Genomic DNA, 22701 nt, shown 5'->3' with positions numbered 1-22701 from the left:
ATACTAAAAGGCCCGGTTCAATGAACCGGGCCTTTTTCGTCAACGTATTTTAGGGCGAGACAGAGATTCAGTGATAACTCAGTTAGCCGTTCACGATCTGTGGGAACACGCGAACCAGTTTGATGCGGTTCTCTTCAAGCTCAACAATTTCCATTGGGTGGCTGGCTACCTGAACACTCAGGTGACTCTCTGGAATATCTTCAAGGTGTTCCAGTATCAAACCATTCAGCGTTCTTGGGCCATCGGTAGGCAGTGCCCACTGTAAGCCTTTGTTGATATCTCGGATATTGGCACTGCCTTCAATCAAGAAGCTGCCATCGCTTTGCGGAGTAATCTCTTCAGATAAGCTTGGGGTGATTGAGGTGGTAAACTCACCTACGATCTCTTCTAGAATATCTTCTAATGTAACCAAACCATTGATGTCGCCATACTCATCAACAATCAAACCGATGCGCTGCTTATTGCGTTGAAACTTAAGCAGTTGAATATTGAGTGGTGTCGCTTCAGGAATAAAGTAGATCTCATCCGCGGCACGCAACAGGGTTTCTTTATTGAATTCGTTCTTTTCAAGCATCAGACGGTAAGCTTCACGCAGCCTAAGCATACCAACCACTTCATCTATCTGGTCACGGTAGAGAACCACACGACCATGAGGAGAGTGGGTCAGTTGGCGAACAATCGATTTCCAGTCGTCATTGATGTCGATACCAGTTATCTCATTACGCGGCACCATGATGTCGTTCACGGTGACGTGCTCTAAATCCAGAATAGACACCAACATATCTTGGTGACGTTGAGGGATTAAGCTACCGGCTTCATTTACCACGGTTCTAAGCTCTTCTGAACTCAAGTGGTCGGTTGCATCATGGCTGGCTTTAACGCCTAAGATACGAATGAAGCCGTTGGTAATGAAGTTCACTAAGATCACCAATGGTGACAGCACCTTCATCAGTATCATCAAAAGGATACTGCTCGCGTAAGAGACACGTTCAGGAAATAGAGAAGCGATGGTTTTTGGTGTTACCTCGGCGAATACGAGGATCACGAGAGTTAGGGTACCAGTAGCGATAGCCACACCGATATCCCCGTAGATGCGCATACCAAGAATAGTAGCGATCGCAGATGCAAGAATGTTGACGAGATTGTTGCCGATGAGAATGAGGCCAATCAATCTGTCTGGGCGGTTCAGAAGTTTTTCTACGCGTTTGGCACCTTTATGACCCGTATTGGCCAAGTGCTTTAAACGGTAGCGGTTCAAGGACATCATGCCCGTTTCGGAACCAGAGAAATAACCAGAAATTACAATGAGACACGCGAGTAGCGCAAATAAGATACCCGTTGATATGTCGTCCAAAACTATTCTTTTCCTATTTGTGTATCTTGATTAATTTATGACCGAACATGGTCGAGATGTCAATTGAATCTAACGGACTCAATATTTTAAAGGCAAGGTGTGAGACCTTGCCTTTATTTTACAGACTAGTTCAGGATGATTTCCTGAACGAAGCGGCTACCGAAGTAGGCTAATGTGAGCATGCTGGCGCCCGCAAGTGCGAACCAAGTGACTTTCTGTCCACGCCACCCTTTTTGGTAGTGACCCCATAAAAGGATGGAGTAGATAACCCAAGCGATAAAAGACAACACCGCTTTGTGCGCCTTTCCTTGAGCAAACATATCTTGTACGAAGATAAGGCCAGTCAGCAAAGTACCCGTTAATAAACCATTACCAATCAGAATGATCTTGAAAAGCTGTCTCTCTACCATCATTAAAGGAGGTAGGTTAGGGTTAATCACTAAGGCTTTTTTCTTTTTAAGCTTGTGATCAAGCCACGCGAGTTGCAAGGCGTATAACGCACCGATAGTCAGCGTCGCGTATGAGAACAAGGCCAAAGAGATGTGTACGAGCAGTTTCGGGTCATTCTCTAGATGTTTGATGAAGGTACTTGGAAGAAACGTTGCTGCCATGAGGTTAAGCGCTGCGAAACTATAAACAACAGGCAAGATGAACCACAAGCGGGTTTTGAGCATTGCACCGCTCATTACCACAGATATGATTAAACTGATTAATGAAGCAACGTTCAAGATACTGAGGTTTTGGCCACTGGCATTAAAAATCAAATCGCCAAGCAACCAAGCATGGAAAGCTAGAGCAAGTAATGCGCTGATAAACACCGTTTTTACACGGATTCCTGTTTGGTGCACGAGACCTGGAATGATCGTGGAAATCGCCATTGTATAAAGAAAGGCTGCTGCGATCGCAATAAGACTGTCCATGGTATCCATTTTAATGATTACTAATTGGCGAATTATACCTCGCATCGCTCTTTGGGGCTATGGCGAACCTCATTCAATTCCAAGTGAATAATGTCTCACATCACAAGCACGGATGATTAACGCTCTACAACGGGTATGACTCTAATCCGCGCTAATGTATACTCACAGTAATAGTCGCAGTTTTGAGCGAAGAGAAAACTATGTTTGATAATTTAACGGATCGTCTATCCAAAACGCTGAAGAACATCAGCGGTAAAGGTCGTCTGACCGAAGACAATATTAAAGAGACGCTGCGTGAAGTACGTATGGCGCTACTTGAAGCCGACGTTGCACTGCCCGTTGTCCGCGATTTTGTTAAGCGCGTAAAAGAAGGCGCTGTGGGTGTTGAGGTTTCTAAATCTCTAACGCCTGGTCAAGAATTCATTAAGATCGTTCAAGCTGAACTTGAAGCGGTGATGGGTGAGTCTAACGAGGCTCTTAACCTAGCAGCGCAGCCGCCAGCCGTTATCTTAATGGCGGGTCTACAAGGTGCGGGTAAAACCACATCGGTAGGTAAGCTATCTAAGCTTCTAACTGAGCGTGACAAGAAGAAAGTCTTGGTTGTGTCTGCCGACGTTTACCGTCCAGCGGCAATCAAACAGCTTGAAACGTTAGCAAGCGATGTTGGCGTAGACTTCTTCCCATCTTCAGCTGATCAAAAACCTCTTGATATTGCAAACGCTGCAATCGACCACGCGAAGAAGAAATTCTACGACGTGCTACTTGTCGATACTGCGGGTCGTTTGGCTATCGATGAAGAGATGATGGGCGAGATCAAAGAGCTTCATACTGCAATTAAACCAGTAGAGACACTGTTCGTTGTTGATGCAATGACAGGTCAAGATGCTGCGAACACTGCAAAAGCCTTTGGTGATGCGCTACCACTAACCGGTGTTATCTTGACGAAAGTTGATGGTGATGCGCGTGGTGGTGCTGCTCTGTCTGTTCGTCATATCACAGGCAAGCCGATTAAATTCTTGGGTGTTGGTGAAAAGACTGACGCACTAGAACCGTTCCACCCAGATCGTGTTGCTTCTCGTATCTTAGGTATGGGCGACGTACTGTCTCTTATTGAAGACCTACAGAAAAACGTTGATACCGAGAAAGCAGAGAAACTGGCTAAGAAGTTCAAAGAGAAGAAAGGCTTTGACCTTGAAGACTTCCGTGAACAACTAGGTCAGATGCAAAACATGGGCGGCATGATGGGCATGATGGATAAGCTTCCAGGCATGTCTCAGCTACCAGATAACGTTAAAGATAAAGTTGATGACAAGATGTTCAAGCAAATGGAAGCGATCATCAACTCTATGACCATGAAAGAGCGTCAACGCCCTGACCTAATCAAAGGCTCTCGCAAAAAGCGTATTGCCGCTGGTTCTGGTACACAGGTACAAGATGTAAACCGTATGCTTAAGCAGTTCACCCAAATGCAGAAGATGATGAAGAAGATGCAGAAAGGTGGCATGAAAGGCATGATGCGCAACATGCAAGGCATGATGGGCGGCGGTGGAGGTATGGGCGGAATGGGTGGTGGCTTTAACCCGTTTGGTCGATAATCTACAAATGTAAGCTTTAGCTACGTTACTTTTCATAGTGTTAGCCGTGTCACAGAAAGTGTACGGCAGCTATGTTGGTGAAAAAATAGCTAAAGCCCTTGCATTGCACCGGAATAAGAGTAAAATTCCGGGGCTTTAATTTGGCACGAGACCCCAAGCTATTTACTTATACTTGGGGTTAATTATTTTATTAAGAAAGCAAAGAGGACGACATGGTAACCATTCGTTTGGCACGTCACGGTGCAAAGAAGCGCCCATTTTATCAAATCGTAGTTGCGGATAGCCGTAACGCTGCAACTGGCCGTTTCATCGAGAAAGTAGGTTTCTTTAACCCTACAGCTCAAGGTCAAGAAGAAGGTCTACGTCTAGACCTAGATCGTGTTAACCACTGGGTTGGTCAAGGCGCATCTCTATCTGATCGTGTAGCTAAGCTAGTTAAAGACGCTCAAAAAGCGGCTTAATTCTTTTTTAAAGAGAAATAGCTTATGTCGATGAAGGGTAAAGAAACTATGAGCGAGCAAAATAATAGAATTGTCATGGGTAAACTTGGGTCTACCTATGGTATTCGTGGCTGGCTCAAAGTGTTCTCCTACACAGACAATGCTGAAAGCATATTTGATTACAGCCCTTGGTATTTAAACCTAAAGGGTAAGTGGGTTGAGTACAAAGTTGAGAGCTGGAAACGTCATGGCCAAGGTTATGTATGTAAGCTAGCGGGATTAGATGTTCGTGAAGACGCGCAACTGATGACTAACTTTGAAATTGCTATTGACCCTGCTTCGTTACCTGAATTGTCAGAAGATGAATTCTACTGGCGCGAATTGTTCGGTATGCAAGTTTTTACCACTAAAGGTTACGACCTTGGTGAGGTCACTGACCTATTAGAAACTGGCTCGAACGATGTTCTAGTAATCAAAGCAAATCTTAAAGATGCTTTTGGCCAAAAGGAACGGTTAGTACCGTACCTTGAAGAGCAAGTGATCAAGAAAGTTGATCGCGAAGCTCGCCGGATCGAAGTTGACTGGGATCCTGGATTCTAACTCCAAATTACAGAGCGAGAGAACACATGTGGGTTGGCATTATTAGCCTTTTTCCTGAAATGTTCCGTTCTGTTACTGATTTTGGAGTAACAGGTCAAGCGGTTAAAAAAGGTCTTTTATCTATTGAGACATGGAATCCTCGTGATTTCACTCATGATAAACATCGCACTGTTGATGACAGACCTTACGGTGGTGGTCCTGGCATGTTAATGATGGTTCAGCCTTTGCGCGACGCTATCACAACGGCCAAGCAAGCAGCACCGGGAAAGACGAAAGTTATCTATCTTTCACCTCAAGGTCGTAAACTCGACCAGAAAGGTGTTGAAGAGCTGGCAACAAACGAGAATTTACTTCTTATTTGTGGTCGCTACGAAGGGGTAGATGAGCGCATCATTGAATCTGAAGTTGACGAAGAATGGTCGATTGGAGATTTTGTGATGACGGGTGGCGAACTGCCAGCCATGACGCTGATTGATTCAGTATCTCGGTTTGTTCCGGGTGTACTTGGAGATTTCGCTTCAGCAGAAGAAGATTCTTTTGCAAATGGTTTGCTAGATTGTCCTCATTATACGCGCCCTGAGGTGCTAGACGATAAAGATGTGCCATCGGTACTCAAGTCTGGAAACCATAAGGACATTCGTCGCTGGCGATTAAAACAATCGTTGGGCCGAACTTGGCTAAGAAGACCAGAACTCCTGGAAAACCTAGCTCTGACTGACGAACAGGAACAATTACTGGCTGAATTCATTAAAGAGCAACGCTCTTAACGAAAAGCAAGCAGTAACCTATTAAATTTAGTATCAGTTTATTCTAGGAATTTATACAAATGAGCAACATCATCAAGGCTCTTGAAGAAGAGCAACTAAAATCAGACCTTCCTAAATTCGCACCAGGTGACACTGTTGTAGTTCAGGTTAAGGTAAAAGAAGGTGACCGTGAGCGTCTACAGGCTTTCGAAGGCGTTGTAATCGCTATTCGTAACCGTGGTCTACACTCTGCATTCACAGTTCGTAAGATCTCGAACGGTGAAGGCGTAGAGCGTGCGTTCCAAACTCACTCTCCAATGGTTGATAGCATCGAAGTTAAACGCCGTGGTGCAGTACGTCGTGCCAAGTTGTACTACCTACGTGAGCGTTCTGGTAAGTCAGCTCGTATTAAAGAGAAGCTTACTAAGAAGTAATTCTTTTTGCATTCTATCGATAAAAGCGGAGCCATTTGGCTCCGCTTTTTTGTGTCTGTTATTTGGAGCTTAGCAGGTAAGAGATCCCCAATTCGCTCGTACCTCACTCTTGAGGATGACAAACCAGACGAAACTCATATTTAACCGTCATTCCCTAGACTGACGAAGGAAGGAGTAGGGAATCTCTACTAGCGCCGTGTTATAGGCAATAAAAAAGGATTGACGTTAAACGCCAACCCTTCAAAATTTACTCGTTACTCGTTACTCGTTACTCGTTACTCGTTACTCGTTACTCGCTTAGTGCGGATCTTCCGACCAACCATCGCTATCTGACATATCTGGTGCGCCAGCGATGCTGTTCTCTTCGTCTGCCCATTCACCGAAATCAATCATCTGACATTGCTTGCTGCAAAACGGGCGGTGCGGGCTTTGTTCGCCCCATTCAACGTCGGTATTACATTGAGGGCATTTAACGATGGTGATTTTTTTCGACATAGTGATTCTTAATTAGAGGGTATTGTAAGAAAGAGTTTAGGCTCGAGTGAAGGCTCAAGCCAAACTATAAAAGGAAATTAATTAGCTGCAGACAGCCAATTCAAATTCGATGTCTTGAGTACAGGCTTGCCCTGTTTCAAAGCTCATGAACTTAACAGCAAAGCGGTTCTTGTGACCTGAGATCATCGGGTAGGCACCGTATTGCATTGGAATAGATAGACGAAGGATATTCGCTTCATCGGCATCGCTCTGGAAGAAGCCAGCGCGAGCGATTTGCTCTTTAAAGTGACCAGTCTCTCTGGTGAGCTTCAACCACAGTGTTAGCGCTTCATACAGAGGTTGTAAGCTATCCATCCACGCTTTAGCATCTCTCATTCTCTTATCGAGAGGAAGGTGCAGCCAATAATGCAGTGCCGGTAAATCAAAGCAGCATGAGCCACCTGGAAGATTAAAGCGTTGGCGAATGGCACTCAGGAAGCGGTCTTCCTTAAGTGACTGGCCAAACCGCTCTGCCTGCATCAGATCACGATAGATGTTACCAATGTCATTAAGCAGTGATGTCAGCATCTCTTGATCGACACCTTCAACATCCAACCAACTTTTGTAGGTTACACGTTGCTTCTCAATATCTTTTGCCAGTTCGCTCTTGAGTTGGATCTGTTCGAAGATTTCAATCAGATCAAAGATGGAACGGAAAAAGAGTTGATACTGTTGAGCATCGGAAAATGTAGAAGACAAGTGTAGCTGCCTCAAGAGTGATTCGACTCTTAAGTAGATGCGTGTTTTCTCATTTAGAGGATGTTCAAATTTATGGGTGATCATCGAGCAAACCTTCATTCAACATTGTTCTATTCTGACCCATCTACAGCACTGATTGCCAGATACTTTTGATGTAAATCTGTGATTTGAGGCAAAAGTTCTTGGTTTTTAGTATGGTTTTTAATCACGTCATCTGCAACTGCTAAGCGTTGTTCTCTTGAAGCCTGTGATTTTAAAATTGATGCAACTTGTTCCCTAGAAACATTGTCACGACTCATCGTACGTTCTATTTGAACTTCTGCTGGCACATCAACAATTAATACGCGATCGGCCATGCCTTGCATTTGGTTTTCCACCAATAGCGGTGCAACTAATAAACCATACGGGGATGTGATTTTAGACAGGTCACTGTCAATTTTGTCACGGATCATGGGATGAAGAAGATCATTGAGCCACTGCTTTTCTTTAGGATCTGAGAAGATCAGCTCACGCAGCCTACTTCGGTTGAGTGTTCCATCGTCAAGCAAGATAGACTCACCAAAGTGTTCTGTAATCTGTTTTAAGCCGACACTGCCCAGCGCAACCACTTCACGTGCCACGATATCAGCATCAACAATATCTATATTAAAATGCTCATTGAACAGGTTAGCGACGGTGGTTTTGCCACTGGCGATACCACCGCTTAATCCGATAATGATTGCCATGGTTAAATTCCTAGTACAGAAGTGAAATACCAACCCATGATGTCGTTACCCCACATCAAGCTTACCCAACCTGCAATCGCAAGGTAGGGGCCAAATGGAAAAGCTTTATCTATGCCTTGCTGTTTCAAGCGAAGTTGAATCAAACCAAACACAAGGCCAACCAGCGAAGATAAAAGGATGATCATCGGTAGGTGCTGCCAACCAAGCCATGCACCAAGCGCAGCCAGGAGTTTGAAGTCACCGTAACCCATGCCTTCTTTGCCTGTCAGTAGTTTGAACAACCAATAAACAGACCACAGCGCTAGGTAGCCAGTCATTGCACCTACAACTGAGTCTTGAAGTGATACTGGGCTGATATTAAACAGTGCTAAAGCGATACCAGACCAAACCAAAGGCAAGGTGATCTGATCAGGCAACAACATAGTATCGAGATCGATAAAGGTCACGGTAATCAGTGCGAAGGTGAAAAAAATCAAAGCAATGGCGTAGTAACTGAAACCAAAGTGGCTAGCAACCATTGTGCAAAGTATTGCGGTAAGCAGTTCGACCAAAGGGTAGCGAGCACTGATTGGATTAGCGCAGCTGTGGCACTTACCCTTTAAGAGCAACCAGCTTAACACTGGGATATTGTCGACGATTCTTAATTGGGTTTTGCATTTCGGGCAGGTTGAACGAGGAATGCTGAGATTGAACTTTCCCTCTGGCGCTGGAATTTTATATTGAGAGAAATATTCCGAGCACTCTTGTTGCCATTCGCGTTCCATCATAATCGGTAAACGGTGTATGACTACGTTGAGGAAGCTGCCGATAAGAAGGCTAAAAATGAAAGCTAATACGGGGAATAGCCAAGGATAGTAGTGAAATACTTCCATAGTGTCCTTTACCACTTAATCAAGGTGAGCAGAGATTGCTGCTCATGGGTGTTTAGTTGCTTTAACTATCCTAACACACTCATAAGATTAAAGATCGGTAAGTACATCGCAACCACAAGCCCGCCAACGACAGTGCCTAAAAACACGATGATCAATGGTTCTAAAATTTTGCCTAAATTGTCGACGGTGTTGTCTACTTCAAACTCGTAAATGGAAGCGACTTTATTAAGCATATCATCAAGGTTGCCTGACTCTTCACCGATCATCACCATCTGTAACACCATTTCAGGGAAGGCGTTGGTATTGCGCATTGCGATATACATTGGCATGCCAGCAGCCGTTTCTCGGTGAACCTCGATGATGGCCGACTCATAATGCAGGTTGCCTGCGGTTTTGGCTGTGGTCTTGAGGCTCATTAAAATCGGAATGCCAGAACTAAAGCTGGTCGATAAGGTTCGGCTGAATTTGGCAATGGAGGCTTTGGCTAATACGCCGCCGAGAACAGGAAAGCGTAATCCTAGCCGACTAACAGACAGTCTGATCGAGTGGGAACGCTGACACAGTTGGTAAATAATCAGGAAAACAAGCCCGATGCCTACCGCCGTATAGAAGCTATAAGCCTGCATCCAATGGGAAAGGTAGAGTACTTGTTGAGTGAACCAAGGCAGGTCGGCGCCAAAGCCGGAAAACATCGACTCAAACTCTGGAATCACCATAGTCAGCATTAAATAAGAAACGGTCAGTGCAACGGTGACCACCATGGCGGGGTAGATCAGTGCTTTGACGACTTTGGATTTTAACTGCTCGCTCTTTTCTCTATAGGTCGCTAAGCGTTCGAATACTTGGGCGAGGTTGCCGGAGAGCTCGCCTGTGGCGACTAAATCAGTGTATAGGTCATCAAAGTGACGACTTGCAGTTCGCATCGCTTTTGAGATTGGCGTTCCGGCTTCTACACCTTTGCAAATATGCGATAAGATTGATTTCATTTCAGCTTTGCGGTGATTGTCTGACACCAACTTGATGGCTTGCACGATGGGCACACCAGTAGCCAGCATAGTAGCAAGTTGCCGAGTTAAAATAGTGATGTCTTTGGCTTTGACTCTATGGGTTAAACGAGTGACGGCTGAAATACTTTTCTTTTTGATCTTCTTAATCTGAATATGCTGTTCTTTGAGCTTTTCTCGTACTTCCAATTCGGTGAGCGCTAAGGTCTGCCCAGACACTTTCTTGCCTGAGCTGTTAATACCTTTCCAGTGATAGCTTTTTAATTGTGATTGTTTGGACTTGCTACTCATTGGTGCTCCATTGGTTTATATGTACAGAACACGTTGCAGTTCTTGATAGCTGGTGGTGCCTTCAAGCAATTTATCTAGCCCCGACTCTTGCAGAGTTCTCATGCCTTCTCGGCGAGCCAAGTTTTCAATCGCTAACGCGTTAGGTTTGTCGATCAGACTGCTTTTCAGTTGATCGCTAAACGGCATCACTTCATAGATACCCACTCGCCCCGAGTATCCCTGATTACACTCATTACACCCTTGCGGATTCGCTTTGTAGATGGTTTGGCTGTTAGGAATCGAGTGACGCAGGAATATGTCTGGCGAGTCGTCATTTTCTTTGCAATGGTTACACAATCGTCTTGCTAGTCGTTGGGCGATAATCAAACTTAGTGATGAAGCGAGGTTAAAGGGTTCTATCCCCATATGAGCGAGTCGAGTGACGGTTTCTGCGGCGGAATTCGTGTGCAGTGTCGAAAGCACTAAGTGACCGGTTTGCGATGCTTTGATCGCGATTTCTGCCGTTTCCAAGTCGCGGATCTCTCCAACCATCACCACATCAGGGTCTTGTCGTAAAAATGATCGCAGAGCTTCCGCAAATCCAAAGCCGATCTTAGGCGTCACTTGTACCTGATTGATACCACATAGGTTAATCTCCACTGGGTCTTCAGCTGTTGAGATGTTGCGTTCCGTAGTGTTAAGCACTCTAAGGCCAGTATATAGGGAGACGGTTTTTCCGCTGCCGGTTGGCCCTGTCATTAAGATCATCCCTTGTGGGCGTGTCAGGGCATTGAGGTAGAGTGCTTTTTGATCTTCGCTATAACCTAACTTATCGATATCTAAATTAGCAGCGCTGCTATCAAGCAGTCGCAGTACGATCTTTTCACCCCACAAGGTCGGCAGCGTTGATACACGCATATCAATCGCTAAGTCGTCATTTAGACGCAGTTTAATACGACCGTCTTGAGGCAAGCGGCGTTCAGCGATATCAAGCTTGGCGAGGATCTTTAAGCGAGCTGATAGACGACGACTTAAGTGAGAGGCGGGTTGCTGTATTTCAACAAGGATGCCATCGCAACGCAGGCGTACTCGGTAGTGCTCTTCATAAGGTTCGAAGTGGATATCTGATGCGCCTTTGCGTACCGCATCGACCAATATCTGATTGATAAAGCGGCTAACCGGGGAGTCGTCTTGGCTGAGGTCTTCAATTGAAGTCATCTCATCGTCGGAGACTTCAACAAGGTTGGCAAGTTCGTCTTGGGTGATCTCTTTACGCTTAGAGTCTTGCCCTAAAATAGAGCGACCATACAACTTTCGTATTGCGCCTTCTAATTCAGAGTAGTTAGCGACAACGAGTTCTATCTGCAATCCGGTCGCAAAGCGGAAGTCATCTTCTGCTTGTAAATCGGTTGGGTCGGCAGAAGCTAGAGTGAGAGTCGAACTAGAGGTTGAAACTGGGATAGCGTGATACTTAGTGATCAGCTCGCGAAGCCCTAATTGGTCGCACAATACTTCATAGTCAACATTGGCAAGCTGAACTAACGGCACACCGAAAATGGCTTGAATATTATGTGCTAGGGAGTCGCCTGTGAAGAAATCAAGAACGAGCAAAGCTTCAGGTGTAGAAACACCTGAAGCTTGTACATGTTCCGCAACGGCTTGTTCTTGAGTTAGGCTAAGTAAACCAGCCTGACGAAGAACGGTTGGGAGGTTGGTGAGTCCCAAATTAGTTGCAGCCTTCTATTGAAGGGATTGCGCTTGAGGCTGATAGTGAACATGACCAACCAGTATCTGCACTCCTTGTCATGGTCATACTGTCACCATCAAGGCTACCGTCTACAAACGAAAATGAAATGGTAGTTCCTGAAGCTGAGATAGTCCCTAGAGTGTTTGAGCTAGCTGAAATCCCCAATGCACTAACGCCGCCACTAATGCTGCCTTCCTCTTGGATTAGTAATTCAGCTGGTGTAATTAGTGCTTTTAGTGTTGCTAATGCTGAAGATGCTTGGCTTTTTGATACATAGTCTTTGTAAGCAGGTACAGCAATAGCTGATAAAGCACCAATAATCGCCACCACAATCATCAATTCAATCAGCGTAAAGCCTTTCTGATTTGTTCTTTTACTTTTGTTATTCATTGTCTAATTCCATTCTTTAGTTTGTTTCAGTGCAGGCACTGGTTGATGGAAAGAATAGAAGTTGAGATGGGGGAGTGGAATGGTGTTCAGGTGTGGTCGCGAGCGGTTTGGTATTTATTGGTGTAGTGTTTCATATAGCAGGCAAAATTATGCGATCAGCTTAAATAACTGCTTGAAATACTGATAATTCAGGCAATAAACAAGGCACCGTTATAAACAGTGCCTTCACATAAATTATTTATTATTCAGTCAATTATGCTTTGAACCTCATGGATAGATCCATTGCTTTTAGGTGCTTGGTTAAAGCGCCTACTGAGATGTAGTCGACACCCGTTTCAGCGAACTCAGCGATGGTGTTTAACGTCACGTTGCCAGAGTTTTCTAGTGCAGCACGGCCAGCGTTGATCTTCACAGCTTCACGCATCATGTCAGTAGTGAAGTTGTCTAGCATGATGATGTCTGCGCCCGCGTTGATAGCTTGCTCTAGCTCTTCTAGGCTTTCGGTTTCCACTTCTACTGGCTTACCTGGGTTAAGCTCTTTTGCTGTTGAGATAGCTTTTTCAATACCGCCACATGCGATGATGTGGTTTTCTTTGATTAGGTAGGCATCGAAAACACCGATACGGTGGTTGAAACCGCCGCCACAAGCGACTGCGTATTTTAGTGCGCTGCGCAGGCCAGGGATGGTTTTACGAGTATCTAACAGGCGGCACTCTGTGTGTTTGATTTTGTCCGCGTAGGTAGCCGTCGTAGTCGCACAACCAGATAGCGTTTGAATGAAGTTCATTGCGTTGCGCTCACCCGTTAATAGCGCGCGTGCTGGACCTGTTAAGGTACAAAGTGTTTGGTTTGGTTCAACCTTGTCGCCATCTTCTACATTCCACTCGATAGTCACTTCACCGCCCAGTTGCTTAAACACTTCATCAGCCCAAGCTTTACCACAGAACACACCGTGCTCACGAGTAATGATGGTTGCGCTGTTGATTGCGTCTGCTGGGATTAGACTTGCTGTGATGTCAGCCGCTGGATCTAACGTGCCACCTAGGTCTTCTTTGATAGTCTCGGCTACTGCACGAGTGATCTCTAGAGGCAGTTGCTCTTTTAAGTAGTCAAGGCGTTGGTGGCTGTTATGTGTGTTTTTCATCGCAAATCTAATCTTGAAAGGGAGTGGGAATGGAATGATACTCTTGCTTAACTTCAAATTAAAGAGGCTAGCGCGACTGCTCTATGGGCAAGGTCACATCTTATTGTGCTAGCAGAAAAGAAAATGAGACCAAGATGACGATCAGCTCCAACGGATGGTACGACAACGCTCGGCATGTTCCTTCTCCGTATTTTGATGCTCGACCGAGTGCCGACGATATTTCTCTGCTGGTGGTTCACAACATTAGCTTGCCTCCGGGTCAATTTGGTGGGCCTTACATAGAACTGTTTTTTACGGGCAAACTCGACCCGAAGGAACACCCGTTTTTTAAGGTGATTCACCAAATGGGCGTGTCGGCGCACTGTTTGATTCGTCGCGATGGGGAAGTGGTGCAGTTCGTTTCTTTCTTAGACCGAGCTTGGCATGCTGGCCAGTCGAGTTTTGCAGGGCGTGAAAGGTGCAATGATTACTCTATTGGTATTGAACTGGAAGGTAGTGACTTTGTAGCTTATAGCGAGCAGCAGTATCAAGCGCTTAGCCAATTAACAGAAACGCTCGTATCGACGTTTCCTCAAATCACCAGTGAGCGTATCACTGGCCATCAATATATAGCGCCTTTGCGTAAAACTGACCCTGGCTTGGTGTTTGATTGGCAGAAGTTTAAAAAAAATCTCAAAGCTTAAGCCTCAGTTTTTGACGATGGGCTTACCGCTGGTGGGCGTTGAATAGTCAACGCCTGGCATAATGACTTGTGAATTTTTGTTGTTGCGATGTAAAGAAAGTGGTGGAGAGAAGCGCATCAATAAATTGAGAGTGTGACGAACTTATCAAACACTCATTTATTAAAACTTATGAACAGAATTTCCACCCTAAATGTGCGCTTGGTTCGATTTTTAAACGAGTGACACTAATCTTTCTGAAACAATTCATTTTTATCCTGAAACTTTCTAGCAAGAACACTCCCCAAAAGTATTACCCCTGTAAATGGTAAGACCAATTTGGTTGCTGTTTTAAATTTCATTTGTTAAATCATGGTTAATTCACGCTGTATTCTATGATGCAGGTCAATTTTAGGCTGGACAGTGGCGTTTTAATTATGTTAATTTCTGCCCAACTTAAAATTGGTATTACCAATTGTCAGCGAAGAAAAAGAAGAACAACAAACTATGGCTTATCAAAGGATTCGTCAGCCAAAACTCTCCGATGTTATCGAACAAGAGTTAGAAAGGTTGATAGTGGAAGGAACACTGGCTCCAGGGCAGCAGCTGCCGCCTGAGCGCGAACTGGCGAAACAGTTCGATGTGTCTCGTCCTTCGATCCGAGAAGCGATACAACGTTTAGAAGCAAAACGCTTGCTTACTCGCCGTCAAGGTGGAGGTACGTTTGTTAGCGAAAATATCTGGAAAAGCTTTTCAGATCCTTTGCTTAATTTGTTGTCGTCCCATTCTGAAACCCAACTAGACTTGTTGGAATCGCGTCATGCGATGGAAGGGATTTCGGCTTACTTCGCGGCATTGCGTGGAACCGATGAAGACTTTGCTCGTATTCAAGCCTGCCAAGAAAAAATTCACGGCGCGCAAGAAAAGGGTGATATTGAAGCCGAATCTGCAGCGGTGATGGCTTTTCTTATTGCTTTAACAGAGGCAGCGCACAATGTGGTGTTATTGCACATTGTTCGTAGCTTGGCTCCGTTACTCGAACAAAACGTCTTAGAGAATTTAAAGCTGTTGCATCGTCGTAAAGACGTTGTGGAGAAAGTGAGTATACATCGAGCTAACATTGTAGATGCGATCGTTTCAGGACAGCCAGAACAGGCACGTGAAATGTCACACTCTCATTTAGCTTACATCGAAGAAACATTGATGGATTTGACCAAAGAAGAGTCGCGCCGCGAACGTTCTTTACGTCGAATTCAACAGGGTAAATAGCCGTAATACTTCGGCTATTTACGTGTTTAGTAGAATCCAACTAACAAAAAGGATAGATCGCCATGTCTGACATGAAGCATGACGTTGATGCTCTGGAAACTCAAGATTGGTTAGAAGCTCTTGAGTCAGTAGTACGTGAAGAAGGTGTAGAACGTGCACAGTTTTTACTAGAACAAGTTCTAGATAAAGCGCGTTTAGATGGTGTTGATATGGCTACAGGCATCAACACAAACTACATCAACACAATTCCAGCAGCACAAGAGCCAGCTTACCCTGGTGACGTAACTCTTGAGCGTCGTATTCGTTCGATTATTCGCTGGAACGCAATCATGATCGTATTGCGTGCTTCTAAGAAAGACCTAGACCTTGGTGGTCACATGGCTTCTTACCAGTCAGCAGCAGCGTTCTACGAAGTATGTTTCAACCACTTCTTCCGTGCTCCAAACGAGACAGACGGTGGCGATCTAGTTTACTACCAAGGTCACATCTCTCCAGGTATCTACTCTCGTGCATTCGTTGAAGGTCGTCTAACTGAAGAACAGCTAGATAACTTCCGTCAAGAAGTTGATGGTAAAGGTATCCCTTCTTACCCGCACCCGAAACTGATGCCTGAGTTCTGGCAGTTCCCGACAGTATCTATGGGTCTTGGCCCTATCTCTGCTATCTACCAAGCGCGCTTCCTTAAGTACCTTGACGGCCGTGGCCTGAAAGAAACTTCAGCGCAACGCGTATACGCGTTCCTAGGTGACGGTGAGATGGATGAGCCAGAATCACGTGGTGCTATCTCTTTCGCTGCGCGTGAGAAGCTAGACAACCTATGTTTCCTAATCAACTGTAACCTACAGCGTCTAGACGGCCCTGTAATGGGTAACGGTAGCATCATCCAAGAACTTGAAGGCCTATTCAAAGGTGCAGGTTGGAACGTTGTTAAAGTTATCTGGGGTAGCAACTGGGATTCTCTACTAGCTAAAGACACTACTGGTAAGCTTCTTCAACTAATGAACGAAACTATCGATGGTGACTACCAAACATTCAAATCTAAAGATGGCGCATACGTACGTGAGCACTTCTTTGGTAAGTACCCAGAAACAGCTGCACTAGTTGCAGACATGACTGATGACGAAATTTTCGCTCTTAAGCGTGGTGGTCACGATTCTTCTAAACTGTTTGCTGCATTCAACAATGCTAAAGAGACAAACGGTAAGCCAACTGTAATCCTAGCTAAGACTGTTAAAGGTTACGGCATGGGTGATGCAGCTGAAGGTAAGAACATTGCACACGGTGTTAAGAAAATGGACATGACTCATGTTCAACACCTACGTGATCGCCTAGGCCTAGAAGACATCCTTTCAGATGAGAAGATCGCTGAACTTCCTTACCTGAAATTGGAAGAAGGTACGCCTGAGTACGAATACATGCACGCTCGTCGTAACGCTCTACACGGTTACACACCTGCACGTCTTCCTAAGTTTACTCAAGAGTTCAAGGTTCCTGAGCTAGACGCATTCGCACCTCTACTAGGTGAACAGAAGCGTGATATCTCTACAACTATGGCTTATGTACGTACGCTAAACATCCTTCTTAAAGATAAGAACATTGGTAAGAACATCGTTCCTATCATCTGTGATGAAGCTCGTACATTCGGTATGGAAGGTCTATTCCGTCAGGTTGGTATCTACAACCCACACGGTCAAGAATACACACCTGAAGATAAAGGCATCGTTTCTTACTACAAAGAAGCAACGTCTGGTCAAGTTCTTCAAGAAGGTATCAACGAACTAGGTTCTATGGCTTCATGGGTTGCTGCTGCAACTTCATACAGCACAAACGATCTACCGATGATCCCGTTCTACATCTACTACTCAATGTTCGGTTTCCAACGTATTGGTGACATGGCATGGCTAGCAGGCGACCAACAAGCTCGTGGCTTCCTACTAGGTGCTACTGCAGGTCGTACAACACTGAACGGTGAAGGTCTACAGCACGAAGATGGTCACTCGCACATCCAAGCGAACACTATCCCTAACTGTATCTCTTACGACCCAACGTTCGCTTACGAGCTAGCAGTAATCATGCAAGACGGTATCCGTCGCATGTACGGTCCTGAGCAAGAGAACGTTTACTACTACCTAACAGTAATGAACGAGAACTACGCAATGCCAGCAATGCCAGAAGGCGCTGAAGAAGGCATCCGTAAGGGTATCTACAAGCTTGAATCTCACGCTGGTGCTAAGGGCAAAGTTCAACTAATGAGCTCTGGTACTATCATGAACGAAGCGCGTAAAGCGGCTGAAATTCTAAGCGAAGAGTACGGCGTAGCATCTGACGTATTCTCTGTAACGTCGTTCAACGAACTAACTCGTGACGGCCAAGCGGTAGAGCGTGACAACATGCTTCACCCAGAAGCTGAAGAGAAAGTACCGTACATCACGACTGTTCTTGGTAAAGAACCTGCAATCGCAGTGACTGACTACATGAAGAACTACGCTGAGCAAGTACGTGCGTACATGCCAACTGAGTCTTACAAAGTACTTGGTACAGATGGTTTCGGCCGCTCTGACAGCCGTGCAAACCTACGTCGTCACTTCGAAGTTAACGCTGGCTACATCGTAGTTGCAGCTCTAACTGAACTGGCTAAACGTGGTGACATCGAGAAATCAGTAGTTGTTGAAGCAATTGCTAAGTTCGATATCGACACTGAAAAAACTAACCCGCAATACGCATAAGACTGGCATTAAGGTAGGTAAATACAATGACAATCGAAATTAATGTACCAGACATCGGTGCTGACGAGGTTGAAGTAACTGAGATTCTTGTAAACGTTGGTGACAAGGTTGAAGAAGAGCAGTCACTGATCACTGTTGAAGGCGACAAAGCTTCAATGGAAGTTCCAGCGTCTCAAGCGGGTATCGTTAAAGAAATCAAAGTAGCTGAAGGCGATTCAGTTTCTACTGGTTCTCTTATCATGATCTTTGAAGAGGCAGGCTCTCCTGCGGAAGGTGCTGCTGCAGCACCGGCTGCGCCAGCAGTTGAAGCGGCGGCACCAGTTGCTGCAGCTCCTGCAGCGGCGGCTGAGCTTAAAGAAGTTCACGTACCAGACATCGGCGGTGATGAAGTTGAAGTAACTGAAATCATGGTTGCTATCGGTGACGCAGTAGAAGAAGAGCAATCTCTTCTTACTGTTGAAGGCGATAAGGCTTCTATGGAAGTTCCTGCACCATTCGCTGGTATCGTTAAAGAAATCAAGATCGCTTCTGGTGATTCAGTTTCTACTGGTTCTCTAGTAATGGTATTCGAAGTGGCTGGTTCAGCACCTGCAGCAGCTCCGGCTCCTGCGGCGGCTGCACCAGTTGCAGCGGCTCCAGCAGCATCAGCTGAAAAAGAAGTAAACGTTCCTGATATCGGTGGTGACGAAGTAGAAGTTACTGAAATCATGGTAGCGGTTGGCGATACAGTAGAAGAAGAGCAATCTCTAATTACTGTTGAAGGCGACAAAGCTTCAATGGAAGTTCCTGCACCATTCGCTGGTACAGTAAAAGAGATCAAGATTGCAGCTGGCGACAAAGTGTCAACTGGCTCTCTAATCATGACTTTCGTCGTGGCCGGCACTCCGGTTGAAGGCGCAGCTCCTGCTCCTGTTGCAGCACCAGCACAAGCAGCAGCTCCAGCGGCGGCACCTGCTCCTAAAGCAGAAGCACCTGCAGCAGCAGCTGGCGACTTCCAAGAGAACGGTGACTACGCGCACGCTTCTCCAGTAGTTCGTCGTCTAGCTCGTGAATTTGGCGTTAACCTTTCTAAGGTTAAAGGTACTGGTCGTAAGAGCCGTATCCTTAAAGAAGACGTTCAGTCTTACGTTAAAGATGCACTTAAGCGTCTTGAGTCTGGTGCAGCTGCATCTGGCAAAGGCGGCGACGGTTCTGCTCTTGGTCTACTACCATGGCCAAAAGTTGACTTCAGCAAGTTCGGCGAAACTGAAGTTCAGAAGCTTTCTAAGATTAAGAAGATCTCTGGTGCTAACCTGCACCGTAACTGGGTAATGATCCCTCACGTTACACAATGGGACAACGCAGACATCACTGAGCTAGAAGCATTCCGTAAAGAACAGAACGCAATCGAAGCGAAGAAAGACACTGGCATGAAGATCACTCCACTTGTGTTCATCATGAAAGCTGTTGCTAAAGCGCTAGAAGCATTCCCAGCGTTTAACTCCTCTCTTTCTGAAGATGGCGAAAGCATCATTCTTAAGAAGTACGTAAACGTGGGTATCGCTGTTGATACACCAAACGGTCTAGTTGTTCCTGTCTTCAAAGACGTGAACAAGAAAGGCATTTACGAGCTATCTGAAGAGCTAATGGCTGTTTCTAAGAAAGCACGTTCTGGTAAGCTAACAGCGGCAGACATGCAAGGCGGTTGTTTCACAATCTCTAGCCTTGGTGGCATCGGCGGTACTGCATTTACGCCAATCGTAAATGCTCCAGAAGTAGGTATCCTAGGTGTATCTAAGTCTGAAATTAAGCCAGTTTGGAATGGTAAAGAGTTCCAGCCACGTCTTCAGCTTCCACTATCTCTATCATACGACCACCGTGTGATCGATGGTGCTGAAGGTGCACGCTTCATTACTTTCCTAAACAGCGCACTATCTGACATTCGTCGTCTAGTACTGTAATTGAGAAAGTAATTATTAAGGTGGCTTTCGGGTCACCTTAATTCTTTATATAAAGACTATTTTTAGAGAACAGTTCCCGCTTTTCTCATAAAGCGAAAGGGAAGTGTTGTCTAGCTCACAGGCTAACTTAAAGCTACTTTCACACTGTTAACATCTCTGTAAAATGTTGGCTGTTTGAAAGCCCAATAATTTTAAGAACATCTACTCAGCCTGTTAGGGATAATGACTACAAGAGGTCACAATGAGCAAAGAAATTAAAGCCCAAGTTGTTGTACTTGGTTCAGGTCCTGCTGGTTACTCAGCTGCATTCCGTTGTGCGGATTTAGGTCTAGAAACAGTACTAGTTGAACGTTACAGCACTCTTGGTGGTGTATGTCTAAACGTTGGTTGTATTCCATCAAAAGCACTTCTTCACGTTTCTAAAGTAATCGAAGAAGCTAAAGCGATGGCAGAGCACGGCGTTGTATTCGGCGAGCCACAAACGGACATCAACAAGATCCGTATCTGGAAAGAAAAAGTAGTTGATCAACTAACTGGCGGTCTTGGCGGTATGGCTAAGATGCGTAACGTTACTGTTGTTAACGGTTTCGGTAAGTTCACTGGTCCTAACAGCATTCTTGTTGAAGGCGAAGGCGAAGCAACAACTGTTAACTTCGACAACGCAATCATTGCTGCGGGTTCTCGCCCAATCAAACTTCCTTTCATCCCACATGAAGACCCACGTATTTGGGATTCTACGGATGCACTAGAACTAAACGAAGTACCTGAAAAACTGCTTATCATGGGCGGCGGTATCATCGGTCTTGAGATGGGTACGGTTTACCACTCTCTAGGTTCTAAAGTTGAAGTTGTAGAGATGTTCGATCAAGTTATCCCTGCTGCGGATAAAGACATCGTTAAAGTTTTCACTAAGCGCATTAAGAACAAGTTCAAGCTAATGCTTGAAACTAAAGTGACTGCTGTTGAAGCAAAAGAAGACGGTATCTACGTTTCAATGGAAGGCAAAAAAGCACCAGCTGAAGCTGAACGCTACGATGCTGTTCTTGTTGCTATCGGTCGTGTTCCAAACGGTGCACTTATCGACGCTGAAAAAGCGGGTATCGAAGTTGATGAGCGTGGTTTCATCAATGTTGATAAGCAAATGCGTACTAACGTTCCTCACATCCACGCGATCGGTGATGTTGTTGGTCAACCAATGCTTGCTCACAAAGGTGTGCATGAAGGTCACGTAGCTGCTGAAGTTATCTCTGGTAAGAAGCACTACTTCGACCCTAAAGTAATCCCATCAATTGCGTACACTGAGCCAGAAGTTGCTTGGGTAGGTAAGACTGAGAAAGAAGCGAAAGCTGAAGGCATCAATTACGAAGTTGCTACTTTCCCTTGGGCTGCTTCTGGTCGTGCAATCGCTTCTGACTGTGCAGACGGCGTGACTAAGATGATCTTCGATAAAGATACTCATCGCGTAATCGGTGGTGCTGTTGTTGGTACTAACGGTGGTGAACTTCTTGGCGAAATCGGCCTAGCGATCGAAATGGGTTGTGATGCAGAAGATATCGCACTTACTATCCACGCTCACCCAACTCTACACGAGTCTGTTGGTCTAGCTGCGGAAGTATTCGAAGGTTCAATCACTGACCTTCCAAACAAAAAAGCAGTGAAAAAGAAGAAGTAATTCTTTCTTAGTCACTCGCTAATGTTTTTAAAAGCCGCTGATTTGTCAGCGGCTTTTTTATGTCTGAAGAAAAGAGCAGTAACGTTCCACTCCGAGATGCGAGTGCGCTGCGCTTCGGGATGCGAAGAGACATTCCATTCTATAAAAAAGGGTTGGCCCATTAGGCCAACCCTTAAATTATTTACTCGAATCTCGAATCTCGAATCTATTTATAAATGCACAGCATGTTCAAATAGCTATCCGTTAAGCTTGAAAGCTCTTCTGGCGTTTCTACACGTTTTGCTTGGATGAATAGCGAGTAGCAAATGCCGTGGAATAGATTGGCTAGATGTTTAGGATCGTGATCGTCACAAACTTCGCCACGTTCAATCGCTTTGCTAAACATGTTTTGTACTAACATTTGGTTAGTGCGGTTCGTTGTTACGAATAGCGGCCATACTTCATCACGAGTCGAAGCGCTCCATTCGAACCACACATTTAACCAATGGCTATCTTGAGCCACTAACGTCACCATTTCAGTCGCAATATTATGTAGGTTTTGTTTTGCGTGAATATCCAGATCGATATTGTCTGAAAGGAAGTTAGAGAATTGGCGTACAACGTGATTTAGTACTTCATCAACCAGATCTTCACGGGTAGGGAAGTAGTTAAATACAGTTGCGACAGACACCTGAGCGATGTCTGCAATATCAGCGTGTCCACCACGACCGATACCGCGGCGAGAGAATACCTCAAGAGCGATTTCCATCAATTGAAGTTTTCTTTTTAAAGGTGAAAGCCTAGTTCTAGGTCTCTTAGATATTGAGTCCATTTTATTTTCCTTGCCAACGAAATTTTTATATTAATGATTTTATTATTATTTAAGCCAAGATGAGTGTAATGGTGCATATGCGAATGGTCAATCCTTTCAGCTTGTTTTATAGACAGTTACATCAAACTTGATACATAAAGCGTGATCAGC

21 protein-coding genes are annotated in these 22701 nt (G+C 45.1%); 10 read left to right on the top strand and 11 right to left on the bottom strand.

Going from position 1 to position 22701, the window contains the following annotated elements; genetic code table 11:
* Nucleotides 1–82: 82 nt before the first annotated feature.
* A complete protein-coding gene (locus AB4161_RS10235) occupies nt 83–1354 on the bottom strand; it encodes an HlyC/CorC family transporter (RefSeq protein ID WP_017063233.1) in 1272 nt (423 codons plus the stop codon).
* A gap of 125 nt (nt 1355–1479) precedes the next feature.
* Nucleotides 1480–2274, bottom strand: a complete 795-nt coding sequence (locus AB4161_RS10230) for an inner membrane protein YpjD (protein ID WP_019825854.1) — start codon at nt 2272–2274, stop codon at nt 1480–1482.
* 200 nt (nt 2275–2474) lie between these two features.
* Between AB4161_RS10230 and ffh the strand changes: the two genes are divergently transcribed.
* The 5 genes from ffh (at nt 2475) to rplS (ending at nt 6089) form a co-directional block, all read left to right on the top strand.
* Nucleotides 2475–3869 (top strand): signal recognition particle protein, encoded by a 1395-nt coding sequence (gene ffh / locus AB4161_RS10225; protein WP_010435884.1) that lies wholly within the window; start codon nt 2475–2477, stop codon nt 3867–3869.
* 212 nt (nt 3870–4081) lie between these two features.
* Nucleotides 4082–4330, top strand: coding sequence for a 30S ribosomal protein S16 (gene rpsP / locus AB4161_RS10220; protein WP_004410028.1), 249 nt, complete (start codon nt 4082–4084; stop codon nt 4328–4330).
* A gap of 24 nt (nt 4331–4354) precedes the next feature.
* Nucleotides 4355–4909 (top strand): ribosome maturation factor RimM, encoded by a 555-nt coding sequence (gene rimM / locus AB4161_RS10215; RefSeq protein ID WP_017063236.1) that lies wholly within the window; start codon nt 4355–4357, stop codon nt 4907–4909.
* A gap of 26 nt (nt 4910–4935) precedes the next feature.
* Entirely contained in the window at nt 4936–5676 is a 741-nt protein-coding gene (trmD, locus tag AB4161_RS10210) for a tRNA (guanosine(37)-N1)-methyltransferase TrmD (RefSeq protein WP_136973767.1), read from the top strand.
* A 59-nt stretch (nt 5677–5735) separates the two neighbouring features.
* Nucleotides 5736–6089, top strand: a complete 354-nt coding sequence (gene rplS, locus AB4161_RS10205; RefSeq protein ID WP_004735514.1) for a 50S ribosomal protein L19 — start codon at nt 5736–5738, stop codon at nt 6087–6089.
* Between the two features lie 297 nt (nt 6090–6386).
* Here the strand turns inward: rplS and yacG are convergent, their stop codons facing one another.
* From yacG to nadC, 8 genes are all read right to left on the bottom strand, one after another.
* Complete coding sequence (gene yacG / locus AB4161_RS10200; protein ID WP_017056605.1) at nt 6387–6584, bottom strand: DNA gyrase inhibitor YacG; 198 nt, start codon at nt 6582–6584, stop codon at nt 6387–6389.
* Between the two features lie 81 nt (nt 6585–6665).
* Complete coding sequence (zapD, locus tag AB4161_RS10195; RefSeq protein ID WP_102331921.1) at nt 6666–7406, bottom strand: cell division protein ZapD; 741 nt, start codon at nt 7404–7406, stop codon at nt 6666–6668.
* A gap of 26 nt (nt 7407–7432) precedes the next feature.
* A complete protein-coding gene (coaE, locus tag AB4161_RS10190) occupies nt 7433–8047 on the bottom strand; it encodes a dephospho-CoA kinase (protein WP_017058946.1) in 615 nt (204 codons plus the stop codon).
* Nucleotides 8048–8049: 2 nt separating this feature from the next.
* The gene (locus tag AB4161_RS10185; RefSeq protein ID WP_372083296.1) at nt 8050–8919 is read right to left on the bottom strand and encodes an A24 family peptidase; all 870 of its coding nucleotides are present in this window, start codon (nt 8917–8919) and stop codon (nt 8050–8052) included.
* Nucleotides 8920–8984: 65 nt separating this feature from the next.
* Nucleotides 8985–10214 (bottom strand): type II secretion system F family protein, encoded by a 1230-nt coding sequence (locus AB4161_RS10180; RefSeq protein ID WP_017071015.1) that lies wholly within the window; start codon nt 10212–10214, stop codon nt 8985–8987.
* A gap of 15 nt (nt 10215–10229) precedes the next feature.
* The gene (pilB, locus tag AB4161_RS10175; RefSeq protein ID WP_372083295.1) at nt 10230–11918 is read right to left on the bottom strand and encodes a type IV-A pilus assembly ATPase PilB; all 1689 of its coding nucleotides are present in this window, start codon (nt 11916–11918) and stop codon (nt 10230–10232) included.
* A gap of 1 nt (nt 11919) precedes the next feature.
* A complete protein-coding gene (locus tag AB4161_RS10170; RefSeq protein WP_102398315.1) occupies nt 11920–12330 on the bottom strand; it encodes a pilin in 411 nt (136 codons plus the stop codon).
* Nucleotides 12331–12583: 253 nt separating this feature from the next.
* On the bottom strand, nt 12584–13474 hold the full coding sequence (gene nadC / locus AB4161_RS10165; protein ID WP_372083294.1) for a carboxylating nicotinate-nucleotide diphosphorylase: 891 nt from the start codon (nt 13472–13474) through the stop codon (nt 12584–12586).
* A gap of 83 nt (nt 13475–13557) precedes the next feature.
* Between nadC and ampD the strand changes: the two genes are divergently transcribed.
* From ampD to lpdA, 5 genes are all read left to right on the top strand, one after another.
* A complete protein-coding gene (gene ampD / locus AB4161_RS10160; RefSeq protein ID WP_372083292.1) occupies nt 13558–14157 on the top strand; it encodes a 1,6-anhydro-N-acetylmuramyl-L-alanine amidase AmpD in 600 nt (199 codons plus the stop codon).
* 483 nt (nt 14158–14640) lie between these two features.
* Nucleotides 14641–15402 (top strand): pyruvate dehydrogenase complex transcriptional repressor PdhR, encoded by a 762-nt coding sequence (gene pdhR, locus AB4161_RS10155; protein WP_136973772.1) that lies wholly within the window; start codon nt 14641–14643, stop codon nt 15400–15402.
* 62 nt (nt 15403–15464) lie between these two features.
* On the top strand, nt 15465–18128 hold the full coding sequence (gene aceE, locus AB4161_RS10150) for a pyruvate dehydrogenase (acetyl-transferring), homodimeric type (RefSeq protein WP_017059442.1): 2664 nt from the start codon (nt 15465–15467) through the stop codon (nt 18126–18128).
* Between the two features lie 26 nt (nt 18129–18154).
* The gene (gene aceF / locus AB4161_RS10145) at nt 18155–20068 is read left to right on the top strand and encodes a pyruvate dehydrogenase complex dihydrolipoyllysine-residue acetyltransferase (RefSeq protein WP_372083291.1); all 1914 of its coding nucleotides are present in this window, start codon (nt 18155–18157) and stop codon (nt 20066–20068) included.
* A 241-nt stretch (nt 20069–20309) separates the two neighbouring features.
* Nucleotides 20310–21740, top strand: coding sequence for a dihydrolipoyl dehydrogenase (gene lpdA / locus AB4161_RS10140; RefSeq protein ID WP_017059440.1), 1431 nt, complete (start codon nt 20310–20312; stop codon nt 21738–21740).
* Nucleotides 21741–21945: 205 nt separating this feature from the next.
* Here lpdA and AB4161_RS10135 read toward each other — a convergent pair whose 3' ends face one another.
* Entirely contained in the window at nt 21946–22551 is a 606-nt protein-coding gene (locus AB4161_RS10135; protein WP_019824386.1) for a LuxR/HapR/OpaR family quorum-sensing transcriptional regulator, read from the bottom strand.
* Between the last annotated feature and the right edge of the window lie 150 nt (nt 22552–22701).

It is taken from the genome of Vibrio sp. 10N.286.51.E5, assembly GCF_041469125.1.
GTDB lineage: Bacteria > Pseudomonadota > Gammaproteobacteria > Enterobacterales > Vibrionaceae > Vibrio > Vibrio crassostreae_C.
Note: the sequence above shows the minus strand (reverse complement) of the source record. Positions and strands in the feature narration are given on the sequence as shown.

Bases quoted from the DNA above. Each gene is read 5' to 3' on its own strand.
- AB4161_RS10135 (WP_019824386.1), bottom strand. From the start codon at position 22,551: ATGGACTCAATATCTAAGAGACCTAGAACTAGGCTTTCACCTTTAAAA.
- ampD (WP_372083292.1), top strand. From the start codon at position 13,558: ATGGGCAAGGTCACATCTTATTGTGCTAGCAGAAAAGAAAATGAGACC.
- yacG (WP_017056605.1), bottom strand. From the start codon at position 6,584: ATGTCGAAAAAAATCACCATCGTTAAATGCCCTCAATGTAATACCGAC.
- AB4161_RS10230 (WP_019825854.1), bottom strand. From the start codon at position 2,274: ATGGACAGTCTTATTGCGATCGCAGCAGCCTTTCTTTATACAATGGCG.
- ffh (WP_010435884.1), top strand. From the start codon at position 2,475: ATGTTTGATAATTTAACGGATCGTCTATCCAAAACGCTGAAGAACATC.
- aceF (WP_372083291.1), top strand. From the start codon at position 18,155: ATGACAATCGAAATTAATGTACCAGACATCGGTGCTGACGAGGTTGAA.
- AB4161_RS10180 (WP_017071015.1), bottom strand. From the start codon at position 10,214: ATGAGTAGCAAGTCCAAACAATCACAATTAAAAAGCTATCACTGGAAA.
- AB4161_RS10185 (WP_372083296.1), bottom strand. From the start codon at position 8,919: ATGGAAGTATTTCACTACTATCCTTGGCTATTCCCCGTATTAGCTTTC.
- lpdA (WP_017059440.1), top strand. From the start codon at position 20,310: ATGAGCAAAGAAATTAAAGCCCAAGTTGTTGTACTTGGTTCAGGTCCT.
- zapD (WP_102331921.1), bottom strand. From the start codon at position 7,406: ATGATCACCCATAAATTTGAACATCCTCTAAATGAGAAAACACGCATC.
- AB4161_RS10170 (WP_102398315.1), bottom strand. From the start codon at position 12,330: ATGAATAACAAAAGTAAAAGAACAAATCAGAAAGGCTTTACGCTGATT.
- aceE (WP_017059442.1), top strand. From the start codon at position 15,465: ATGTCTGACATGAAGCATGACGTTGATGCTCTGGAAACTCAAGATTGG.
- trmD (WP_136973767.1), top strand. From the start codon at position 4,936: ATGTGGGTTGGCATTATTAGCCTTTTTCCTGAAATGTTCCGTTCTGTT.
- rpsP (WP_004410028.1), top strand. From the start codon at position 4,082: ATGGTAACCATTCGTTTGGCACGTCACGGTGCAAAGAAGCGCCCATTT.
- rplS (WP_004735514.1), top strand. From the start codon at position 5,736: ATGAGCAACATCATCAAGGCTCTTGAAGAAGAGCAACTAAAATCAGAC.
- pdhR (WP_136973772.1), top strand. From the start codon at position 14,641: ATGGCTTATCAAAGGATTCGTCAGCCAAAACTCTCCGATGTTATCGAA.
- rimM (WP_017063236.1), top strand. From the start codon at position 4,355: ATGTCGATGAAGGGTAAAGAAACTATGAGCGAGCAAAATAATAGAATT.
- coaE (WP_017058946.1), bottom strand. From the start codon at position 8,047: ATGGCAATCATTATCGGATTAAGCGGTGGTATCGCCAGTGGCAAAACC.
- nadC (WP_372083294.1), bottom strand. From the start codon at position 13,474: ATGAAAAACACACATAACAGCCACCAACGCCTTGACTACTTAAAAGAG.